Here is a 20,757-nt window from a genome sequence, read left to right as displayed (position 1 = left end):
TGCGAGGCGATATTTTGATATTTCGTTCGACGTGGACGGCGAGTGCGGTCGAGTTTCGTGCTGCCCATGTTGGAGAAAAAGGATCGATCATTCGACTCTGCGCGGCTGGCATTTCGCCTGCCGCGCAGTCGTCGTAATGTTCCCGGCTCGTGGGCGGGTTCGCCTTCCTGCCCGGCGGGGTGAATGAAGAAGGAGATTGGACGATGGATAAAATCGGATTGCGGCAGGTGCTGCCGGATGTTTTTGCGGATAATCCGCCCGTGGGGTCGGAGATTTGGCGGAGGGATGTAACGTTCGACAAGGGACGTGTATATCTGGTCGAAGCGGCTTCGGGATCGGGAAAGTCGTCGTTTTGTGGCTATTTGTACGGCTACCGGCGCGATTATTCGGGAACGATTCTTTTCGATGACCGGGATATTCGCGAGTTGAGCGTCGGGGAGTGGAGCGGCCTGCGCTGCCGTTCGCTTGCGATGATGTTCCAGGGACTGCGTCTTTTTCCGGAGTTGAGCGCCGTGGATAATGTGCGTCTGAAGAACAACCTGACGGGCCGCCGCTCCGAGGCGGAGATTGCCTGGTTGTTCGAGGCGCTGGGTATTGCCGAGAAGCGGGAAACTTCGGTGTCGAAACTCTCCTTCGGGCAGCAGCAGCGCGTGGCTTTCATTCGGATGCTTTGTCAGCCGGCGGATTTCATGTTGCTGGACGAGCCGATGAGCCACCTCGACGAGCGGAATGCTGCGGTCATGGCCGGAATTCTTCTGGAAGAGGTGCGGACGAACGGCACGGGGGTCATCGTCACCTCGGTAGGCAAGCGTTTCGAGATCGAGTACGATAAAGTCTTTTCGCTATGAAACTGATCTGGCAATTACTCCGTCAGCACGTCAGCGTGTTGCAGTTGGCGGGCTTTCTGGTGACCAATCTGGTCGGCGTGGCGATCGTGCTTACGGCCGTACAGCTTTACCGGGATGTGACGCCTGCCCTCCAGGCGCCCGATTCGTTCCTGGACAACGATTTCATCATTCTTACCAAAGAGGTCGAAGGGGCCGGCATCGGAAAGACCTCCTTCACGCAGACGGAGCTGGCCGAACTTGCGGAGCAGCCCTTCACGGAGGCGCTGGGCGAGTTTACGCCGGCACGTTACAGCGTGATGGGCGGGATTTCGTTGGCGGGGATCGGCATGCGGACCTACCTGTTTTTCGAGAGCGTACCCGACCGTTTCCTCGATGTCCGGAGCGACGAGTGGGGTTTCGAGGAGGGGAGCGAGTTCGTGCCGATCATTCTGCCTCGCAATTATCTGAATCTTTATAATTTCGGATTCGCTTCGACGCGCGGATTGCCGCAGGTGAGCGAAGATCTCGTGCGGGGTATTACCCTCGATCTGGATCTTTCGGGACGGGGGCAGTTCCGAAATCTCAAGGGGCGTGTCGTGGCTTTTTCCAACCGCCTGAATACGATCCTCGTTCCGGAGGAGTTCATCCGCTGGTCGAACCGTCGGTTCGCCGATAAACCTGCGGCCGATCCTTCGCGGATCATTCTGGAGGTGCGGAACGCTGCGGACGACCGGATCCATGAATACCTTGCGCTCCACCGCTACCAGATCGAAGGAGGTGCCGGCGACGAAGGCCGGGCGAGCTACTTTCTGCGCATGGCGACGGGAGTGGTGGTCGGCGTGGGGCTGTTGATTACCGTACTCTCCTTCTTCATTCTGTTGTTGAGTATTTTCCTGATGCTGCAAAAGAACCTGAAGAAGCTCGAAGACCTGTTGATGCTCGGCTATACGCCTGCGCAGGTGGCACGGCCCTATCAGTTGCTGGCGCTGGGGCTGAACCTGTCGGTGCTGGCGTGCGCCGTGCCGGTGGTCGTTTGGGTGCGGTCGAAATACCTCCCGATGGTACGAATGCTCGGTGAGGATTATGCGGCGCCCGGTATCTGGGGAATGCTTCTGGCCGGGATCCTCGTGGTCGGGGCGGTAGTGTTGATCGATATGCTGGTGATCCGTCATAAGGTGAACGGACTTTGGACACAGCGGTAGCGTCGTGATGCAATAATGATAAAATAGCTGTCTCCAATGTTGGGTTGCTATTTTCTTTCTGTTTTACGAAAAGAGAGTTTGGAGATAATAATTTTCCTGAAAATGTTGCTGTTGTGTATTTTAGCGGGACGTTGGAATCTCCCGATTGTTTTCAAATTGAGGGTGTTCCACTCTCTGTTTATAATTGGTCCTTTATGGAAGTCCGTCAATTCAAATAGTATCTACTTTTAAATGGTGCAAATAGTTTCCGGTCATGTCTGTTCGAATTATGGTCGGAGAAGTGCGTTCGCGTAGTAATACTTTTTCCCGATGGGAGCAAGGATTCGGCGGGAGACCTGCTAGTTGGAATTTATGAGGCAGAGGATAGAATTAACGGATATGGAAGTATTGCCAATTGAGAAATGGGGTATGCCGTTGCTGGATCAACGACTTTCATAGATATTTTTTGTCTGTTGTCTATGTCTCGGTTCTGCATTATTCCTTGGCAGGTATCGTATAAAAAACACAGACCAGACTACGTTTTGTGGATTGAATAGTTTTTTTATAATTCTGGAAAGTTCTTGTTAGAGCCTTATACAAAGGGCTTTGGGAGAATTACCCATTTTTTAGGTAATGACTTGGCAACAGTGCTATATACTGCGTTCTACCTTGAATTGCTTTCAAGTAACTCGTTTGAATACAAATGTACGAAAAATATTGGAAGCTATAACACAAAAAGAGAAAAAAGCTAGTACCCTTTTGTAAGTACCAGCTTTTTCTCTTTAAATATTATCCAAGTTCTAGATTTCTTTAGTTGCATGAATAATACGTACGTTTCCTCTAAAGGAAATGGACGTATTATAAAGACAGATGCGTTTTATTTATAGTCGATTGCATCCGGATTGTCGATTACCAGTGTGGAAATCGATTGTCCTTCAGCCAGCCACAGTTTGGTCAGTGGATTGCCTTGACAGTAAAGGGTCTCCAGATTCAAATTGTTGCTGACATCCAGAGTTGTCAACGTGTTGTCTCTGCAATTTAACTCGGTCATTGCGGGCTGTCCTGTGACGTCCAGCTCGGAAAAATTCGCATTGTTGCAGTTTAATGTCTCAATTTTTGTACAATCGGTCAGGTTCAATTTCGTCAGAAAAGTATTGCCACAATCAATCTTTCGGAGTTCTGTCCGGCTCGAGAGGTCGAGTTCTCCTTCCAAGCTATTTTGGCTGCAATTGATCGATGTAAGATTCTGGCAGGTCTCTATTTTTAGGGTTTTAAGCAGATTGTTCTGGCAGTGCAGTGTCGCAATTTTCGAATTGGTTGTCAGATCGAGTGTCGTAAGACTATTGGCATAACATTCTAAGAAACTCATTTCCGGCAACTTCGATGTATCAAGTGTTGTAAGATTGTTGTTGTAACATCCCAGTGAAGTCAATTTTTCTAATCCGGAGAGGTCCAATGCCGCCAATTTGTTTGAACCGCAGTTCACAATTAGCATTTCAGAACAGTTGGATATATTTAAAGTCGTAAGTTGATTTTGACTTACGTCAAGATAAACGAGCTTCGACATTCCGCTCACATCGCAAGCCGTCAGTTTGTTCTTGTAGGCCTGTACCAGCTGCAAGTTGGCACATTCCTTCAGGTTGAGTGCTCCGATTTCGTTCACATTAGCGTAAAGCTGTTTGAGCGAGATGCATCCCGAAAGGTTTGCTGTCTTGATGAGGTTATAAGAACAATCTACGTATTCGAGTTTGTCCAACCCACTTAAATCGAGGGAGGTGATGGCATTGAAGTCGCATTCCAGATTGATTAGGTTTTTGCAGTATTCGATTCCTTTCAACGACGTGATCGGCACTGCTTCTTCGTCCTCCTCGTCAAATCCGAGATAGAGTTCCGTCACACGCAATGCTTCTTCAGGAGAAATTGCACCATCATAGTCTTGGTCATAGTAAGAGAGCATAAAATTCTTGAAAGTGCTGTCGTCGAAGACTACCATGCCCTCGGGAGTCTCGCTGGGCGAAGCCTGTGAAACGGGGATATCCTGTCTTGCGGCGATATCGCCCGATTCGGAGATGACATAGACCGTCAGCGTACCCGTACGCGTCTCATTGCCGGAATAAGCTTTTGCTGTTGCGGAAAATCCCGTCTCCGTGCGTTCGATTTCCAGCCACGAGATATTATCCGTATACTCCCAATAGGGACCGTTCGTTGTGACGGTTACCTCCACTGTTTGTTTTGTACTCTGGAATTCCAGTTTGTCAGGTGTTACGCTCAAAGAGTAAATCTCTTTTCCTTCGTCTCCGGTTGGTCCCGTCTTCTCTCCTTCGTCGTCGTTACAACCCGGAGCCAACAGCAGAGTAAATCCGGCGCAAACAAATGTAAGTAAATGAAAAAAAGTTTCTTCATGTTCGTGTATAATAATATTTTTATTTGTTTTTTGTCTTCGGAATTCCTGCAAACTTGCAGGAATTCCGAAGACAAATAAGATAAATTCAGAATTTATAATTGTTAATTGTAGGTTTTTACGCAACGAACGGGATTGCCGTAGCCCCAAGAGTCGTCCGTCGACTCGTTATCCAACAGAGGCCACGAAACAAAGAAAACCCAAGCACGTTGATTGACAGATAATTCACTGCTCCAGATATTGACCAGACCATCCTCTTCGGCCACATAGCGCAATGCGCCTTTATCCGAAGGATGTGCACTTCGGTGCCCTTGGAACGGAAACCAGGTTTCTTCTCCTGCATCGGTTGTATATCTCACTCCCTCATTGGGGAATCGATCCGCACGATTCTGAACCTTGCTGAACACACCCTTGCGAGGAGTCTGGTAGCCGGGAGGACAGGGATCGTAATTGCTTTTCGAGAAAGGACGCCATAATGACTTGTCCGTTACGTATTTCCAGTCTTCTTCGGTGTTTGCCGGATCCAGCCAGTTCGCCTGGCTGTTAACCTGATCGCCGTATATGAAAAGCATCGGCTGGCAAATCGCATGCTTAACGGAGCCGATCTCTGTTGTGCATTCCGCTGCTACCCATTTTGCCTGACTGTAGGTAGGGTTGCATACGGTCAGTTCACTGCTGTTTTCGAAAGCGACCGTCTCGTTTGCTTTGCCGCCGATAAATGGGTCTTTACGGCCCCACTGGTAGAGAAGACCATAGGATTCCTGACCTTTGGTGTCCGTTGCACCTAAGTTGCGGTCCATAACGTAGAATCCGTCGGTTTTTCCGCCGCTCTGGTAGATGGGGTTGTTCTCGTAGTCGAACGTCTCCGGCAGATCCGTCATCCAGATGTGCCAGGACCATACGATTTCTCCCTTATCGTCGAATGCTGCGATCAGGGCGTTGCCTCTGTTTGCAGTTGCTGTGAATGAGATCATACCGTCGGCGTAGGAGATGTCTGAAATGAGTTCGTTGTTTTCGGAAGCACCCACGCGCGACACCCAAAGCCAATCGGCTTTCGCGATATTCTGAATCGGAGTGTTGTCTATTCTGCGTGTCCGAAAAGAGTAGGTTCCCGCTGTGTGCACCATGTAGCAGTTTGCTACGCCGTAAGCGCTCAAATCGTTCTCTCCACCCTGTCCTCCGGGCCATTCGATTTCACCCAAAGAGGCGATTTCGTTGCGATTGACCGTCGTTCCTGGCAGTTCAAAGGTGGATACAAGGCCGATATTGTCTGTTAGTATAAGGTCAGCCTTCGCTGTAGTCGCCTGCAGGCAGTACGAAACTGAAGTCGTGTCCCGACTCGATGGAAACGCCCGATTTTCCGCAATTGACGGTGATCGATTTCGAGGCGTCGGCATTGAGAGAGAGTGCGAAATCCGATGCCGTCATGTTGATCATGCCGTCGCCGGCCAGACGTCGGTTGTTCTTGCCTTGCAATTCAATCGTGCGCACTGCATGTGGACCCGAAACGGTCAGCTTGACAACACCTGCGACATAGCGGAAGTTTAGGTCTGTGGACGTGGAAGTTGCTGCGGCCGGGTTGAGGGTTGTCAGGGATGCGCCGTATTCCTGTTTTGCCGGAATGTTCACGCGCATCTGCGTTCCGCTTATGCCGTCGATCGAAGCATTGGATGTCGATGCATAGTATGAATCGGCTTGGAGGCAGGGGCCGAATTCTCCGTCGGCCGTTCCTTCGCCACGGTACAATATAATGGGTTCTCCATTAACGTATATGGAGGAGCCGGAGTTCCAGATGAAGTCGGAACCGTCAGCCGCTTTCTCGACTTTGGCTTTCAGATAAACTACCTGCTCCGTTCCCGGTTCATAGGTAACATCTGTCGAAACGGTTTCTCCCGAAGGTATGTCGATTGCAGGGAGTTTCTCATTGAGCATCACGCCATTTTTCGTATCGTATATTGTTACCGCGAATCCTCCGTAGGAAGCTGCGGGCAATAATACATCTACAGGGGTTCCAGCTTCTTTCAATTCAATACCCTGACTACCCAAATCGACGGTCAGCGTTGAAGATGCTTCACTGGTCCATTCGATCATAGGGGTATCCTCATAAGCCAGATCAACGGAAAACTTTCCAGTGAGATTGCTGCCTGAAGTTGCGGTCAGTACTATTTTTGTGATTTTTGTACCGTTGTCACCCGAAATATTTAGGCGGAGAGATCCCAGCAGATTTTTGAATGAAAGGGCGGGGGTGACGCTTGATGCAACCATGGGGCGGGCCATATCCGCCGAAACATTCTGTGTCGAGGTAAATTCCGACGAGAGTATGTTTTCCGTCACTGTGCCGGTACCTGTGTCGTAAGCGGCGTAGTAGTGTTCGGCCCTGGGTACCTTGATGGTGGCTGCTGCACTGCCGACTCCTTCTTCAACGGTATATTTCATTCCGTTGATCAGAACCTCATCTCCGGATTCCCAAAGCCTCTCGTTTTCCAATGTTGCGATCAGAGATACCGTTTCGTCCTCCTCGGGAGTTGGAGCAGGATCCGAATCGGAGCAGGAAGTGCAGCACATCAGGAGTGCCGCCAAACTCCATAAATAAGTGAAATTAAATTTCATACTTAACATTTTTAAGTTAGAAAAAGTAATAAGTGTTAGAGATTTCATTACAAATATAGACTTTTTTGAAAAAAAATATTAATTTTTTCAAAAAAAATCTTAAAATTGCAGGAAATAAAAACGATTCGGCGCAAATCGCAATCCGAACCGGAATAACAATTAATCGTTTAATTCTAAAAGCAACAATGTATGATGAAGATTACTGACCTGTCGAAATGCAAGAATTTCTACTGCCCGCCCGAGGTGCAGTTCATTGAATTGCGAATCGAACGCGGATTTGCCGAAAGCAGTTATTCCGCCACAGAAACCTGGCCAGGTGAAAATTTGGAAACCGATGACTACGGAGAATTTTAATTAAATGCACTAATATGAAAAAATATCGTTTTATTATATGTGGCCTTGTAGTTTGGGGGTTGTGCTCTCTGTCAAGTTCTTGTACGAAAGATTCTTCGACGGAACCCCCCTTCTCAGGGAAAACCGTGACACTCACCGTAACAGCGGAAAAAGAGACTACCCGGACTTATGTTGATGAGAATAACAAAATTCATTGGAGCGAAACGGGCGAACGGATAGGCGTCTTCTATGCTAAAGAGTCTGATGCGGGTGTTCTCCGTTATGCAACCACTGCCGACGACTATACGGTGAAAGATAACGGGGCAGCTGTATTCTCTCTGATGGCTGACAGCGAGTATGCGGGTTATTTCTGGGCGTTCTATCCGGGAATGGAAACTTCGGCGGGAATAACGCTCACGGAGGTCCCACTTGTCATTCCGGCACAGCAGACGCCGACCGAAACGAGTTTCGACCCGCAGGCTGATCTGTTGATTAGCAAATATGTCGTAACAGCCGTTGATAATACGGTCAATTTTTCGTTCCATCGTGTCGTTGCCTTCGCAAAAATGAGGCTGCAAGGGGTCGCTCCCGGCGAAAAGATCTCCTCGATCACTCTTGTCGCTCCGGGCACGAAATTGGCCGGCAGCTGCACGGCTAATCTGCTCAACGGTTCGGTGAACTACGCTCCGGCGGATGATTCCGCTGCGGAGACGCTTACTTTGGCTATGAACGGTCGTGAGGCTTCAGGTGAAGATTTGGTGTGGTTTTCTGTTATGCCGGCCGATCTTAGTGGTAAAAAGTTGACGGTAGAGGTTGTAACCGAGACCAATATCTATCGGAAAGAAATAGATTTTACCAATAAAACCTTGAAATTCGAGGCAGCTCGTGTGTCTGAATTCATCATTTCCGGTTTGACACCTGTTAAACGCGACGTTTACAAGTTGATGACACGGACTTCAGAGTTGAAATTTGGCGATAAGATCGTTATTGGTAGGAATAATTTCTCTGGAGAAACCAGATTGATGAGTAAGAATAAATTTTCAACATCTTTGGAGCCTCGCTGGTATGCGTCTACGGATGAACTGGTCGTTGTAGATGAGAGTTTGCAAATCATGGATTTATCTTCCGATACACAAATTATTACACTTAAAGAAGGGTATGACCGGACGACATTTTCTATGGAAACGGCGGAGGGGTATCTGAATGCTGGGGTGAATACTGAAGATGAATTGATGATGGATGTGCAGTCCGATGTAACTAAGGCTGCTTCTTGGACAATCTCATGTGATGGAGGGATTGCGCGTATTTATTCGGCAGACAAGACTACGCGTGCACTCAGTGGTAGTAGCAGTACGAGTTATTTCAACTTGACCACCTCGCCTGGTAATGTCTATATCTATTATTGTTCGATGGGAGGCTCTTCAGCTCCCTTGACCGCACTACCCACGCCGACCGGGCTTTCGGCAACGGCATCTGGTAAAACCGTGACGGTCGCTTGGAATCCGGTCGACGGAGCGGCTTCGTACGACGTAACTTGCGGGACGGAGGTGAAACAAGGTGTATTGGAGGCGACTGTTGAATTTGAAATGGCGGAATACGCAGTGCAATACAATGTTTCGGTAATTGCCAATCCTGCCGATCCCGAAACGAATACGAGTTCTTTGGCCGCGACGACGACCGTAAGCACCGAGGCTGATCCCAATGCGGGACAAGTGGCAAATACGGCCCTGTTTGACTTCGCAACGATGGCAGCAAGCCCGGAGAAACCGGACTCTCCGGATGGAGTCATGACGGAAGACGGCTGTCTTATGATACTGACCAGAGGATCTTGGCAATCGGAAGGTTTGGGAGTATTCCTCGGCTCTGGCAAAACAATAAGCATCGAAGGGCAGAATGGAAAGCAGATCACCCAAATTGTTATGACGCCCGGTACAGGCAAGGATATCAAGATAGGCTCTTGGAGCACAGATCTGTACGAGGGCATTTACGATGAAAGCAGTTATACTTGGAAACAAGGGGAGGGGCCTGCCAGATATGTTGAGTTTGAGACATCAGCAGCATCTACGATTGCCCGAATCGAAGTGACCTATGAATAACAGGAAGGTCGAGGGAGATAGATTTTTTAATTTAGGCATCTACATATAACTTTATACCAAGAATTTAGAGATAGAAAAATCCCCTTGTTGTGACTTATTTACAGCAAGGGGATTACATAATTATTTAGTTCAACGAAATAAGATTGATGTTTTTATTTTCGTTTTTTGCAACATTATCGATAACAACTTCATCTTTTCTGTGATAGTCCCAACAACATTGGCGCTGTCCGAATATCTGAAACCGGCGAATATGATATTAGGGCTTTCTGAATTTGCCGAAATGTCTTGTATCTTATATTCTAAAACTTGAAATTGAGACTCTTGATAATCTTTCATTGCTATTTTAGAGAAAGTTGTGTTTTGTAAGAATACCATGCTTTGCTTGTACGTAGATTGTCAATAGATATTTGTCTTTCCAATACGATGCACTTTTCTCCGTCAAATTCTAAATTTCCATTTGTCACCATTGTATTGCGTGCATAATGATGTAGAAATTCCCAATAAGTATTATCATTCGGTATTGTACAAATTTCCCTTTCTTTCAACTCATTGTTGCCGATAGTTTCATACTTGATAATCTCTTTGTCTCGAACAGAATATAAATCACTGTTGAAAACAAAGGTATAAAAGTATCTGTAATCAATATCGCTTTTACGCCATTTTCTGGATGATTTTGGCCCGTAAAATCGTATTTCGATAGTGTTTTTGGCATATTACAGGCATTTGTCTCTTATTCAACAGAAGCGCTGCCCCTCTCCACACCTTTGTCACATCCGGGAAGAGCCACGAGCTGTTTATTGAAACCGACATAGTCTCGCGCTCTTTGGGACCCCTCCGTGTAGTACATGTGTATTTTGCTGTTGGATTTCATAATTATTTGTATTATGGTGTATTTATTTGTTTTTTACTGTTTGATATTTTGCCCTTTCCATATACGGAGCCTCGACCGTGGCGATGATACTCCAATCTACACCCGTGATTTGGACCGCGATCCGGTCGAAAGTCGTCTTCGGGGGAAGATTTCGGATGTCGGTAATTACCAGCGGATAAGTTTTCGGCTTCGGTTTCGGTTCGGGCAACGGGGTCGTGGGATCCCGTGCCCCTTCATTTTCCTGGGTGTCGTTGCATCCGGCTGTCAGGAGTACCGGGGCCAGCAGTGCGAGTAATAGGGAGCAGAGGCTTATTTTTCGGTGCGGGATGATTCTGGTTATCATAGGTGTAGGTCTTTCTTGGTTGTCTGAAGCGGCGGTTCGTGCGGATTTCGGTCAGCCGGGTTCTGTGCGGTGCCGATTCCGGGAGTAACCATAAGGCATACCATCGGAAGTGTCGGCGATATAGATGGCTTATGGCTCTTGCAGATCGGCGAACCAGTAGGTGTAGGTTTTCTCCGTGCCGTCGTCGAGACGTATGTCGTAACTTCGGGAGAAAGGACTCCCCAGCCGGAACCGGACGGGCGTGCGGAAAATCGGGCCGTCGTAACAGAAGGTGTGGTATTCTCCGTTTTCGCCGTTGGGATCCGTCCCCGCAGGCAGGGAGGCGATGAAATCGGAGTCGATGGTCCGCCCGATGGCTGCGGCTCCCAGTCCGTCGGCCATGGTCGTTACTACGACGGTTTGCAGGCCCGAGGCCAGGAAATCGTGCATCACGGTTTCGGAGCTGCGGCCCCAAAGGGGTTCGACGACTTCGATGCCGTGCGGAGCGAGTTGCTGTTCCCGGTATTTGCGAACGTCGTGCAGGAAGATGTCGCCGAAGATGAAGTGCGTTACACCTTGTGCTTTGAAATGCGCGACGGCTTGCGACATAGCTGTCTGATAATCCTCCATATCGCCTTTGGGCGTGAGATCAACCGCATGGAGGGGAATGCCGATGCTTGCGGCCTGTGCCTGTAAAAGGGGAAAAGGGATCCCGTGCATGGTCGAGCGTCGGGTGTCGTGATTGACGGTCGTCAGCAGGGCGACGATTTCGTAGTGCTGCGATTCGATGGCATGCCACAGTGCATGGGCGGAATCCTTGCCGCCGCTCCAGTTAAAAACAGCCTTCGTACGTTCCATACGGCAAAATTAGTCGATCGGAGGAGATTTCGTGTATCTTTTAGGGATAAATCGGAGTGTGTGATAATGATTGTCATGATAAAATGATGAATTTCACCGTCTTTTGGAGATTCTCCCAAGACGATATTTGAATAGGACGTGCCGTGAAATACTGCTTTGTACCGTTTTCATATAAATTTTCTGCAGAGGGACGTCGATTTGCGCTTTCGGTTTGGTTGTGGTATGGACTTATTTGCGACTTTTTCTGCGTTCCGGATAAAAAAGTCCGTGCAACTATTTTTTAATTCCCGAAAGAGTGCTATATTTGCACCCGATTTCGCGTTCGATTTCGATCGCCGAGAACGTTCTTTGAGAGGAGTGATAAAATAAAATGATCAAATTTTTGGTTGTTAATTTTATTTTCCCTACTTTTGCAATCCAAATTGGTCTATATGCCGATGTAGCTCAGTTGGCCAGAGCAGCTGATTTGTAATCAGCTGGTCGGGGGTTCGAATCCCTCCATCGGCTCCAAAAAACCTTGCGGAGCCGACACGGTGGAGTTGAGCGAAAGCGGTTTAGAAACATAAGGGAAGTTACCAGAGTGGCCAAATGGGGCAGACTGTAAATCTGCTGGCTTACGCCTTCGGTGGTTCGAATCCATCACTTCCCACTCAAAAAGAGCGCCGAACGGGTTGCCTGTATTTCCGAGTCGATCGGGAAGGGGAAACTCCTTGCGGTGCGTTTTTGCGGAAGTAGCTCAGTTGATAGAGCATTAGCCTTCCAAGCTAAGGGTCGCGAGTTTGAGCCTCGTCTTCCGCTCCAGAAATGCAGTTGACGCGTGATGCAAACCTCTTTGAGGAGAGGTATTGCGTCGCTCGTCACTCTTGCGAAACGACAGACGTTTTGAAGAGCAGAATTTTTATAAAATCTTAATACTTTTATACTATGGCAAAAGAAAAATTCGACCGTTCCAAACCGCATGTGAACATCGGTACTATCGGTCACGTTGATCACGGTAAGACGACTCTTACTGCAGCGATCACCACCGTTCTGGCTAAAAAAGGCCTTTCTGAGCTTCGTTCGTTCGATTCTATCGACAACGCTCCCGAGGAGAAAGAGCGTGGTATTACGATCAACACTTCGCACGTTGAGTACCAGACTGCAAATCGTCACTATGCACACGTTGACTGCCCGGGTCACGCCGACTATGTGAAGAACATGGTTACCGGTGCCGCACAGATGGACGGTGCGATTCTGGTTGTTGCCGCAACCGACGGTCCGATGCCTCAGACCAACGAGCACGTGCTGCTGGCTCGCCAGGTGAACGTACCGAAGATCGTTGTGTTCCTGAACAAATGCGATATGGTGGACGATCCCGAGATGCTCGACCTGGTCGAGATGGAGGTTCGTGATCTGCTGAGCAAATACGACTACGATGGCGACAACGCTCCTATCATCCGTGGTTCCGCACTGGGTGGTCTGAACGGCGAGGCTAAGTGGGAAGACAAGATCATGGAGCTGATGGATGCGGTTGATAACTATATTCCGATTCCGCAGCGCGAGAACGAGAAGCCGTTCCTGATGCCTGTCGAGGACGTATTCTCGATCACCGGCCGTGGTACCGTGGTTACGGGCCGTATCGAAACCGGTGTTATCCACGTAGGTGATCCCGTTGAGATCATCGGTCTGGAGGAGAAGACGCTGACTTCGACTTGTACGGGTGTGGAGATGTTCCGCAAGTTGCTCGATGAGGGCGAGGCCGGTGACAACGTAGGTCTGCTGCTCCGCGGTATCGACAAGAAAGAGGTTAAGCGCGGTATGGTTGTCGCTAAACCGGGTTCTATCACTCCGCACACCAAGTTCCAGGCTGAGGTTTATATCCTGAAGAAGGAAGAGGGGGGCCGTCACACGCCGTTCCACAACAAATACCGTCCCCAGTTCTATCTGCGTACGATGGACGTAACCGGTGAGGTTACTCTTCCCGAAGGCGTAGATATGGTGATGCCGGGCGACCACGTAACGATCACCGTTGAGTTGATCTACCCGGTTGCACTCAACGAAGGTCTGCGTTTCGCAATCCGCGAGGGTGGCCGTACGGTAGGTGCAGGTCAGATTCTGAAGATTCTCGCCTAATCCCAGGGATATTTCAGTAGTGCAGGGATTGACTTGCACTACTTTTTAGGAGCATAGTTCAAGGGTAGAATAGCGGTCTCCAAAACCGTTGATGGGAGTTCGAATCTCTCTGCTCCTGCTAAAATAAAGTAAGAAGAATATGTTCAATTACGTAAAAGAATCTTATAACGAATTGGTTCATAAAGTGACCTGGCCGACGTTCGCACAGTTGCAGAACTCGACGGTAGTGGTGATGGTCGCTTCGTTGATCTTCGCCATCGTGATTTTGGCGATGGACATTTCGTTTGAGAACATTATGGAGGCTATCTACAGGACCCTGGCTAAGCTCGGTCGTTAATTGTTTTTGTGACCATGAGCGAAACAGCGAAACAGTGGTATGTAGTTCGTACGATCGGAGGCAAGGAGAATAAGGTAAAAGAGTACATCGAATCCGAAATCCGCCACAGCCACCTGGAAGAGTATATTTCGCAGGTGCTGATTCCGACCGAAAAAGTCTATACGATCCGTAACGGTAAGAAGGTTTCCAAAGAGAAGGTTTCTTATCCGGGATATGTATTGATTGAAGCCGCCTTTGTCGGTCAGATCCCTATTATCATTCGTAATATTCCCAACGTGCTCGGTTTTTTGGGTGACACCAAGGAGGACAGCCGCAAGATGATCGCTACGCCCCTGCGTCCGCAGGAGGTCAGCCGCATCCTGGGGCGTGTCGATGAATTGAGTTCGATGGAGGAAGAAAACGAAATACCATTCTTTGTCGGCGAAACCATCAAAGTTACAGATGGTCCTTTTTCAAGCTTCCAAGGTACCATTGAGGCCGTCGACAACGAGCGCAAGAAACTCACGGTATCGGTGAAGATATTCGGGCGCAAAACTCCTATGGAGTTGAGTTTCACACAAGTTGAAAAAGAATAATTAACCAAGGAAAACTATGGCAAAAGAGGTTGCTGCATTTATCAAATTGCAGATCAAAGGTGGTGCTGCCAATCCTTCTCCCCCGGTGGGACCAGCATTGGGTTCAAAAGGAGTCAATATTATGGACTTCTGCAAGCAGTTCAATGCCAGAACACAAGACAAGGCGGGAAAAGTTCTTCCGGTCATCATCACGGTTTACAGCGACAAGTCGTTTGACTTCATCGTAAAACAGCCGCCTGTAGCCATTCAACTCAAGGAGGCAGCCAAAGCTAAATCGGGTTCCGCACAGCCCAACCGCGACAAGGTCGGTCAGGTGACGTGGGATCAGGTGCGTGAGATCGCTCAGGACAAGATGTCCGATATGAACTGTTTCACGATCGAGGCTGCTATGCGTATGATCGCTGGTACTGCGCGCAGTATGGGTATCAACGTCGTTGGAGAATTTCCTAACAAGTAATTGCAATTACAAGAATGAGTAAGTTGACAAAAAATCAAAAAATTGCCTACGCGAAGGTCGAGCCCGAAAAGGCTTACAAGCTTACGGAGGCCGCAGCTCTTCTGAAGGAGATTACTTTTACGAAATTTGATGCTTCGGTGGATGTTGATGTGCGTCTGGGCGTGGATCCGCGTAAGGCCAACCAGATGGTGAGAGGCGTTGTGACTCTTCCTCATGGTACGGGTAAGCAGGTACGGGTTCTCGTGCTCTGTACTCCGGAAAAAGAGGCCGAAGCGCAGGCTGCCGGTGCCGACTACGTAGGTTTGGATGAATACGTCGAGAAGATCAAGTCCGGTTGGACGGATATCGATGTGATCATCTGTACGCCGAACGTGATGGGTAAGGTGGGGGCGCTGGGTCGTATTCTGGGTCCCCGCGGCCTGATGCCGAACCCCAAGACCGGCACGGTTACGATGGAAGTTGGAAAGGCTGTAAGTGAGGTAAAATCGGGTAAGATCGACTTCAAAGTGGACAAGTTCGGTATTATCCACACTTCAGTTGGTAAGATTTCGTTCTCTGCGGAGCAGATTGCCGATAACGTGAATACGGTGCTCAGCATGATTATGAAATTGAAACCGGCTGCAGCGAAAGGTTCTTATGTTAAGAGTATTTTCCTCTCGACGACTATGAGCCCTGGCTTGCAGATCGATGCTAAATCAGTAGAAACTAAATAAGAGGGAGGATTTAAGAGATGACGAAGGAAGAAAAATTGGTTGTCATTGACAGCCTCGCCGAGCAGCTCAACGAGTATCCTCACTTTTACATTACGAACATCGAGGCTTTGAATGCTGAGCAGACTGCGTCGTTGCGTCGCAAGTGCTTCGAAAGCGACATCAAGCTGGTGGTCGTAAAGAACACGCTTCTTGCCAAAGCGCTGGAGCGGGTGGAGAAAGCGGATGCTGATTTGGTGAAAGTATTGGAGGGTTCGACCTCGGTAATGTTCGCCCACACGGGCAAGACGCCTGCGGTGCTGATCAAGGAGTTCCGCAAGACTTCCGACAAGCCGGTACTGAAAGCGGCGTACGTGGAAGGCTGCGTGTATGTAGGCGACAACCAGTTGGACACTCTGTGCAACATTAAGAGCCGGGAGGAGCTTATCGGCGATATCATCGCCCTGCTGCAATCTCCTGCGAAGAATGTTATCTCTGCATTGCAGTCTAATGCAGGCCAAAAGATTGCGGGTATCGTAAAGACGCTCGAAGAAAGAAATTAACAAACAAGAATTCAAACAAAATTTAATAAGATTGAACTTATGGCAGATGTAAAAAAATTAGCTGAAGAATTGGTAAATTTGACAGTTAAGGAGGTAAACGAGTTGGCTACGATCCTCAAAGAGGAGTACGGCATTGAACCCGCAGCTGCAGCCGTTGCTGTTGCAGCGCCTGCTGCCGCCGCCGGAGAGGCTGCTGCCGCTGAGAAGAGCGCATTCGACGTGATTCTGAAGAACGCTGGCCAGTCGAAGCTCCAGGTTATCAAAGTTGTGAAGGATATCGCAGGCCTGTCGCTGGGCGATGCCAAGGCTTTGGTTGATGCTGCTCCGAAAGCAATCAAGGAGGGTGTTTCCAAGGAGGAGGCCGAGTCGATCAAGGCTCAGCTCGAAGAGGCAGGTGCTGAAGTTGAGGTTAAGTAGTTTCTACTTAAAAGTTTCAGGACAAACTCAGGGTATAGGGCTTACGCTGCTGTAAGCTCTATGCCTTTTCTGGTCTAAAGATTAGAAGTGCCGACAGGAGCTGTGTCTGGTCTTTGGAAGTTTGGATGCTCTCAGGGTGTAATCTGTTTACACTGGGGGCATTAGCGGGATTAGAAGAGGTCCGCTGCGGGGGCTTCCCCCGGAATACTTAAACCTTCAACTTTAATTTGGATTTTACCGATGTCCACGACAAAAACACAACAAAGAGTTAGCTTTTCGACAGTCAAGAACCGGGTGCCTTATCCCGACTTGCTGGAGGTACAGCTTAAATCGTTCCGGGATTTTTTCCAGATGGACACCACGGCCGAGAATCGTAAGAACGAGGGGCTGTATAAGGTGTTTCAGGAGAATTTTCCCATTACCGATACCAGAAACAATTTCGTTCTGGAGTTCATCGACTACTATATCGACCCGCCCCGCTATTCGATCGAAGAGTGTCTGGAACGCGGCCTGACTTATAGTGTTCCCTTAAAAGCCAAATTGAAACTATATTGTACCGATGACGAGCACGAAGATTTCGGCGTGGTCGTGCAGGATGTCTATTTCGGTACGATTCCCTATATGACCGAACGTGGTACGTTCGTCATCAACGGTGCCGAGCGCGTCATCGTTTCGCAGCTCCACCGCTCGCCGGGCGTGTTCTTCGGACAGAGCATGCACACCAACGGTACGAAGCTCTATTCAGCTCGTATCATCCCGTTCAAGGGATCGTGGATCGAGTTCGCTACCGACATCAACAACGTGATGTACGCGTACATCGACCGTAAGAAAAAGTTGCCCGTTACGACCCTGCTGCGTGCCATCGGTTTCGAAGCCGATCAGCAGATCCTCGAGATTTTCGATCTCGCGGACGAAGTGAAAGTGACCAAAGCCGCTCTGAAGAAGGCCGTCGGCCGCAAGTTGGCCGCCAGGGTTCTTTCGACCTGGGTCGAGGATTTCGTGGACGAGGATACGGGCGAGGTGGTTTCGATCGAACGTAACAACGTGATCGTTGACCGAGAAACGGTGCTCCAGGAAGAGCATATCGACCAGATTATCGAGAGCGGTGCCAAGACGATTCTGCTGCATAAGGAGAATCTGTCGGGTATCGATTTCTCTATTATATACAATACTTTACAGAAAGATCCGTGTAACTCCGAAAAAGAAGCCGTGGTGTATATCTATCGCCAGTTGCGTGCTTCGGAGCCGCCCGACGAGGCTACGGCCCGCGACGTGATCGAGAAGCTCTTCTTCTCGGACAAGCGTTACGACCTGGGCGATGTCGGCCGTTATCGGATCAACAAGAAGCTCGATTTGGACATCGATCCGGCGATCCGCACGCTGACGCGCGAGGACATCATCGCCATCATCAAGTACCTGATCCAGCTCATCAACTCGAAAGCCGAGGTGGACGATATCGACCACCTCTCGAACCGTCGTGTCCGCACGGTGGGCGAGCAGCTTTCCAACCAGTTCTCGGTAGGTTTCGTGCGCATGGCGCGTACCATCCGCGAGCGTATGAACGTGCGTGACAACGAAGTCTTCACGCCGGTGGATCTGATCAACGCCAAGACGCTCTCTTCGGTGATCAATTCGTTCTTCGGCACTTCGCAGCTTTCGCAGTTCATGGACCAGATCAACCCGCTGGCCGAAATCACGCACAAGCGTCGTCTGTCGGCCCTCGGTCCCGGCGGTCTTTCGCGTGACCGTGCCGGTTTCGAAGTCCGCGACGTGCACTACACGCACTACGGCCGTCTTTGCCCGATCGAGTCTCCCGAAGGCCCGAACATCGGTCTGATTTCGTCGCTCTGCGTCTATGCCAAGATCTCCGACATGGGATTCATCGAGACTCCTTACCGTACCGTGACCAACGGACAGGTGGATCTCAACAATGCCGATATCAAATATTATTCGGCCGAAGAGGAGGAGGGGCAGGTGGTCGCCCAGTCGAATGTTCCGATCGACGACGAGGGCCATTTCCTGCAGCCCGACCGCATCAAGGCCCGTGAAGGCGCCGATTTCCCCGTTGTGACGGCCCAGGAGGTGACGCTCATGGACGTAGCTCCGAACCAGATCGCGTCGATCGCGGCGAGCCTGATTCCCTTCCTGGAGCACGACGATGCGAACCGTGCCCTCATGGGATCGAACATGATGCGCCAGGCCGTGCCGCTGGTGACCTGCGAGTCGCCGATCGTCGGTACGGGTATCGAAAAGGATATGATCTCCGACAGTCGCATCCAGATCATCGCCGAGGGCGACGGTGAGGTGGTATTTGCGGATGCAACCAAGATTCAGATCAAATACCAGCGGACGGAAGAGGAGGTGATCTGCTCGTTCGAGCCGGAAATTACGACTTATGAACTGCCTCGCTACCGTCGTACGAACCAGAATACGTCGATCACGTTGAAACCGGCCGTTCTGACGGGTGACAAGGTGACCAAAGGCCAGATCCTGACCGAAGGTTATTCGACGCAGAAGGGCGAGTTGGCGTTGGGGCGTAACCTGAAGGTGGCTTTCATGCCTTGGAAGGGTTACAACTTCGAGGATGCCATCGTGATTTCGGAGCGTATCCAGCGCGAGGACATTTTCACTTCGGTCCATGTCGATGAGTACATCATGGAGGTCCGCGACACCAAGCGCGGCGTCGAGGAGCTGACCTCGGATATTCCGAACGTGAGCGAGGACGCTACCAAGGATCTGGATGCCAACGGTATTATCCGTATAGGTGCTAACGTGCATCCGGGGGACATCCTGATCGGTAAGATCACTCCGAAAGGCGAGAGCGATCCTTCGCCCGAGGAGAAGCTGCTCCGTGCGATCTTCGGCGACAAGGCCGGCGACGTGAAGGACGCTTCGCTCAAGGCGCAGCCGTCGTTGCACGGTGTGGTGATCGACACGAAGCTTTACAGCCGTGCCGGCAAGGAGAACAAGCGTGCGGGAAAGAGCTCGGAGAAGCTGCAGATTGAGAAGCTCGACGAGAAGTTCGCAGCCCAGGTCGCCGACCTGACCAAGCAGCTCGTAAACAAACTTTATACGCTGCTTCAGGGCAAGACGACTACGGGTATCACCGATTACTTCGGTGTGGAACTCTATCCTGCCGGAACGAAATTCACCCAGAAGCTGCTCGATGAGCTCTCCCGCAAAGTCACCGACGAGAAGTCGGGCGTTGCAATGGGGTACCTGAACCTGGGGACCTGCAAGTGGACGGGCGACAGCCACCTCGATGCGCTGGTAGAGAAGACGATCAACAACTATACGATCGAATGGAAGAAGGCCGATGCCGCGATCAAGCGTGAGAAATACAACCTCACCAACGGCGACGAACTTCCCCAGACGGGCGTGATCCAGATGGCCAAGGTCTATATCGCCAAGAAGCGCAAGCTGAAGGTGGGCGACAAGATGGCGGGACGCCACGGCAACAAGGGTATCGTGGCCCGTGTCGTGCGCGACGAGGATATGCCGTTCCTCGAGGACGGTACGATCGTCGATATCTGCCTGAACCCGCTGGGTGTGCCTTCGCGTATGAACCTCGGTCAGATTTACGAAACCGTGCTCGGCTGGGCCGGCAAGGAGCTGGGACTGAAGTTCGCGACGCCTATTTTCGACGGTGCTTCGCTCGACCAGATCAATGAATATACGGCGAAGGCGGGTATTCCGCGCAGCGGACGTACTTACCTGTACGACGGCGGTACGGGCGAGAAGTTCGACCAGCCGGCTACGGTGGGTGTGATCTACATGCTCAAGCTCGGCCACATGATCGACGACAAGATGCACGCCCGTTCGATCGGTCCCTATTCGCTTATCACGCAACAGCCGCTCGGCGGTAAGGCGCAGTTCGGCGGTCAGCGTTTCGGTGAGATGGAGGTTTGGGCGCTCGAAGGATTCGGCGCCGCCAATATCCTGCAGGAGATCCTGACCATCAAGTCGGATGACGTGATGGGTCGTGCCAAGGCTTACGAGGCCATCGTCAAAGGCGACAACCTGCCCAAGCCGGGTATTCCCGAGGCAATGAACGTGTTGCTGCACGAGTTGCGCGGTCTGGCCCTTTCGGTCAAGCTGGAGTAAGGGA

At 50.1% G+C, this 20,757-nt stretch carries 17 protein-coding genes and 4 tRNA genes; 16 read left to right on the top strand and 5 right to left on the bottom strand.

Annotated elements, in window-relative coordinates:
* The first annotated feature begins 203 nt into the window (after positions 1-203).
* Both ALIPUT_RS11375 and ALIPUT_RS11370 read left to right on the top strand, forming a co-directional pair.
* Positions 204-848 (top strand): ATP-binding cassette domain-containing protein, encoded by a 645-nt coding sequence (locus ALIPUT_RS11375; protein ID WP_040293989.1) that lies wholly within the window; start codon positions 204-206, stop codon positions 846-848.
* A complete protein-coding gene (locus ALIPUT_RS11370) occupies positions 845-2,029 on the top strand; it encodes a hypothetical protein (protein ID WP_004330137.1) in 1,185 nt (394 codons plus the stop codon). The genes ALIPUT_RS11375 and ALIPUT_RS11370 overlap by 4 nt, the downstream gene beginning before the upstream one ends.
* An 856-nt stretch (positions 2,030-2,885) precedes the next feature.
* On the opposite strand, the gene ALIPUT_RS11365 is transcribed toward ALIPUT_RS11370, so the two are convergent.
* From ALIPUT_RS11365 to ALIPUT_RS11355, 3 genes are all read right to left on the bottom strand, one after another.
* Complete coding sequence (locus tag ALIPUT_RS11365; protein WP_147554439.1) at positions 2,886-4,535, bottom strand: hypothetical protein; 1,650 nt, start codon at positions 4,533-4,535, stop codon at positions 2,886-2,888.
* Positions 4,514-5,611: a hypothetical protein gene (locus ALIPUT_RS11360; RefSeq protein WP_004330135.1), complete on the bottom strand. Its 1,098-nt coding sequence runs from the start codon at positions 5,609-5,611 to the stop codon at positions 4,514-4,516. The genes ALIPUT_RS11365 and ALIPUT_RS11360 overlap by 22 nt, the downstream gene beginning before the upstream one ends.
* Before the next feature lie 82 nt (positions 5,612-5,693).
* Positions 5,694-7,019, bottom strand: a complete 1,326-nt coding sequence (locus ALIPUT_RS11355) for a hypothetical protein (protein ID WP_040293975.1) — start codon at positions 7,017-7,019, stop codon at positions 5,694-5,696.
* 189 nt (positions 7,020-7,208) lie between these two features.
* On the opposite strand from ALIPUT_RS11355, the gene ALIPUT_RS12920 reads away from it, so the two are divergent.
* Both ALIPUT_RS12920 and ALIPUT_RS11350 read left to right on the top strand, forming a co-directional pair.
* A complete protein-coding gene (locus ALIPUT_RS12920; protein WP_004330132.1) occupies positions 7,209-7,373 on the top strand; it encodes a hypothetical protein in 165 nt (54 codons plus the stop codon).
* A 14-nt stretch (positions 7,374-7,387) separates the two neighbouring features.
* Positions 7,388-9,448 (top strand): fimbrillin family protein, encoded by a 2,061-nt coding sequence (locus ALIPUT_RS11350; protein ID WP_147554438.1) that lies wholly within the window; start codon positions 7,388-7,390, stop codon positions 9,446-9,448.
* Between the two features lie 893 nt (positions 9,449-10,341).
* Here the strand turns inward: ALIPUT_RS11350 and ALIPUT_RS11340 are convergent.
* Positions 10,342-10,662, bottom strand: a complete 321-nt coding sequence (locus tag ALIPUT_RS11340; protein WP_004330128.1) for a hypothetical protein — start codon at positions 10,660-10,662, stop codon at positions 10,342-10,344.
* 129 nt (positions 10,663-10,791) lie between these two features.
* A complete protein-coding gene (locus tag ALIPUT_RS11335) occupies positions 10,792-11,499 on the bottom strand; it encodes a Dph6-related ATP pyrophosphatase (RefSeq protein ID WP_004330127.1) in 708 nt (235 codons plus the stop codon).
* A gap of 433 nt (positions 11,500-11,932) precedes the next feature.
* Between ALIPUT_RS11335 and ALIPUT_RS11330 the strand changes: the two genes are divergently transcribed.
* The 12 genes from ALIPUT_RS11330 (at position 11,933) to rpoB (ending at position 20,753) form a co-directional block, all read left to right on the top strand.
* Positions 11,933-12,009 (top strand) — tRNA-Thr (locus ALIPUT_RS11330).
* A gap of 56 nt (positions 12,010-12,065) precedes the next feature.
* Positions 12,066-12,148 (top strand) — tRNA-Tyr (locus tag ALIPUT_RS11325).
* Positions 12,149-12,224: 76 nt separating this feature from the next.
* Positions 12,225-12,300: transfer RNA gene (locus tag ALIPUT_RS11320), tRNA-Gly, on the top strand.
* Positions 12,301-12,423: 123 nt separating this feature from the next.
* Positions 12,424-13,611 (top strand): elongation factor Tu, encoded by a 1,188-nt coding sequence (tuf, locus tag ALIPUT_RS11315; RefSeq protein WP_004330126.1) that lies wholly within the window; start codon positions 12,424-12,426, stop codon positions 13,609-13,611.
* A 47-nt stretch (positions 13,612-13,658) separates the two neighbouring features.
* A tRNA-Trp gene (locus ALIPUT_RS11310) sits at positions 13,659-13,729 on the top strand.
* A 21-nt stretch (positions 13,730-13,750) separates the two neighbouring features.
* Positions 13,751-13,948 carry a preprotein translocase subunit SecE gene (gene secE, locus ALIPUT_RS11305; protein WP_004330125.1) on the top strand — a complete coding sequence of 66 codons (198 nt, stop codon included), beginning with the start codon at positions 13,751-13,753 and terminating at the stop codon, positions 13,946-13,948.
* Positions 13,949-13,962: 14 nt separating this feature from the next.
* Positions 13,963-14,523, top strand: coding sequence for a transcription termination/antitermination protein NusG (nusG, locus tag ALIPUT_RS11300; RefSeq protein ID WP_004330124.1), 561 nt, complete (start codon positions 13,963-13,965; stop codon positions 14,521-14,523).
* Positions 14,524-14,539: 16 nt separating this feature from the next.
* Positions 14,540-14,980 carry a 50S ribosomal protein L11 gene (gene rplK / locus ALIPUT_RS11295; RefSeq protein WP_004330123.1) on the top strand — a complete coding sequence of 147 codons (441 nt, stop codon included), beginning with the start codon at positions 14,540-14,542 and terminating at the stop codon, positions 14,978-14,980.
* 14 nt (positions 14,981-14,994) lie between these two features.
* Positions 14,995-15,693, top strand: coding sequence for a 50S ribosomal protein L1 (gene rplA / locus ALIPUT_RS11290; protein WP_004330122.1), 699 nt, complete (start codon positions 14,995-14,997; stop codon positions 15,691-15,693).
* 17 nt (positions 15,694-15,710) lie between these two features.
* A complete protein-coding gene (rplJ, locus tag ALIPUT_RS11285) occupies positions 15,711-16,232 on the top strand; it encodes a 50S ribosomal protein L10 (RefSeq protein WP_004330121.1) in 522 nt (173 codons plus the stop codon).
* A gap of 39 nt (positions 16,233-16,271) precedes the next feature.
* Positions 16,272-16,649 (top strand): 50S ribosomal protein L7/L12, encoded by a 378-nt coding sequence (gene rplL, locus ALIPUT_RS11280; protein WP_004330120.1) that lies wholly within the window; start codon positions 16,272-16,274, stop codon positions 16,647-16,649.
* 240 nt (positions 16,650-16,889) lie between these two features.
* Positions 16,890-20,753, top strand: a complete 3,864-nt coding sequence (gene rpoB, locus ALIPUT_RS11275; RefSeq protein ID WP_004330119.1) for a DNA-directed RNA polymerase subunit beta — start codon at positions 16,890-16,892, stop codon at positions 20,751-20,753.
* The last annotated feature ends 4 nt before the right edge of the window (positions 20,754-20,757 follow it).

This window comes from Alistipes putredinis DSM 17216 (genome assembly GCF_000154465.1).
GTDB classification, from domain to species: Bacteria; Bacteroidota; Bacteroidia; order Bacteroidales; family Rikenellaceae; genus Alistipes; species Alistipes putredinis.
Note: the sequence above shows the minus strand (reverse complement) of the source record. Positions and strands in the feature narration are given on the sequence as shown.

Bases quoted from the DNA above. Each gene is read 5' to 3' on its own strand.
- ALIPUT_RS11370 (WP_004330137.1), top strand. From the start codon at position 845: ATGAAACTGATCTGGCAATTACTCCGTCAGCACGTCAGCGTGTTGCAG.
- ALIPUT_RS11340 (WP_004330128.1), bottom strand. From the start codon at position 10,662: ATGATAACCAGAATCATCCCGCACCGAAAAATAAGCCTCTGCTCCCTA.
- rplL (WP_004330120.1), top strand. From the start codon at position 16,272: ATGGCAGATGTAAAAAAATTAGCTGAAGAATTGGTAAATTTGACAGTT.
- rplK (WP_004330123.1), top strand. From the start codon at position 14,540: ATGGCAAAAGAGGTTGCTGCATTTATCAAATTGCAGATCAAAGGTGGT.
- ALIPUT_RS11375 (WP_040293989.1), top strand. From the start codon at position 204: ATGGATAAAATCGGATTGCGGCAGGTGCTGCCGGATGTTTTTGCGGAT.
- ALIPUT_RS11350 (WP_147554438.1), top strand. From the start codon at position 7,388: ATGAAAAAATATCGTTTTATTATATGTGGCCTTGTAGTTTGGGGGTTG.
- rpoB (WP_004330119.1), top strand. From the start codon at position 16,890: ATGTCCACGACAAAAACACAACAAAGAGTTAGCTTTTCGACAGTCAAG.
- nusG (WP_004330124.1), top strand. From the start codon at position 13,963: ATGAGCGAAACAGCGAAACAGTGGTATGTAGTTCGTACGATCGGAGGC.
- ALIPUT_RS11355 (WP_040293975.1), bottom strand. From the start codon at position 7,019: ATGAAATTTAATTTCACTTATTTATGGAGTTTGGCGGCACTCCTGATG.
- rplA (WP_004330122.1), top strand. From the start codon at position 14,995: ATGAGTAAGTTGACAAAAAATCAAAAAATTGCCTACGCGAAGGTCGAG.
- tuf (WP_004330126.1), top strand. From the start codon at position 12,424: ATGGCAAAAGAAAAATTCGACCGTTCCAAACCGCATGTGAACATCGGT.
- ALIPUT_RS12920 (WP_004330132.1), top strand. From the start codon at position 7,209: ATGATGAAGATTACTGACCTGTCGAAATGCAAGAATTTCTACTGCCCG.
- secE (WP_004330125.1), top strand. From the start codon at position 13,751: ATGTTCAATTACGTAAAAGAATCTTATAACGAATTGGTTCATAAAGTG.
- rplJ (WP_004330121.1), top strand. From the start codon at position 15,711: ATGACGAAGGAAGAAAAATTGGTTGTCATTGACAGCCTCGCCGAGCAG.
- ALIPUT_RS11335 (WP_004330127.1), bottom strand. From the start codon at position 11,499: ATGGAACGTACGAAGGCTGTTTTTAACTGGAGCGGCGGCAAGGATTCC.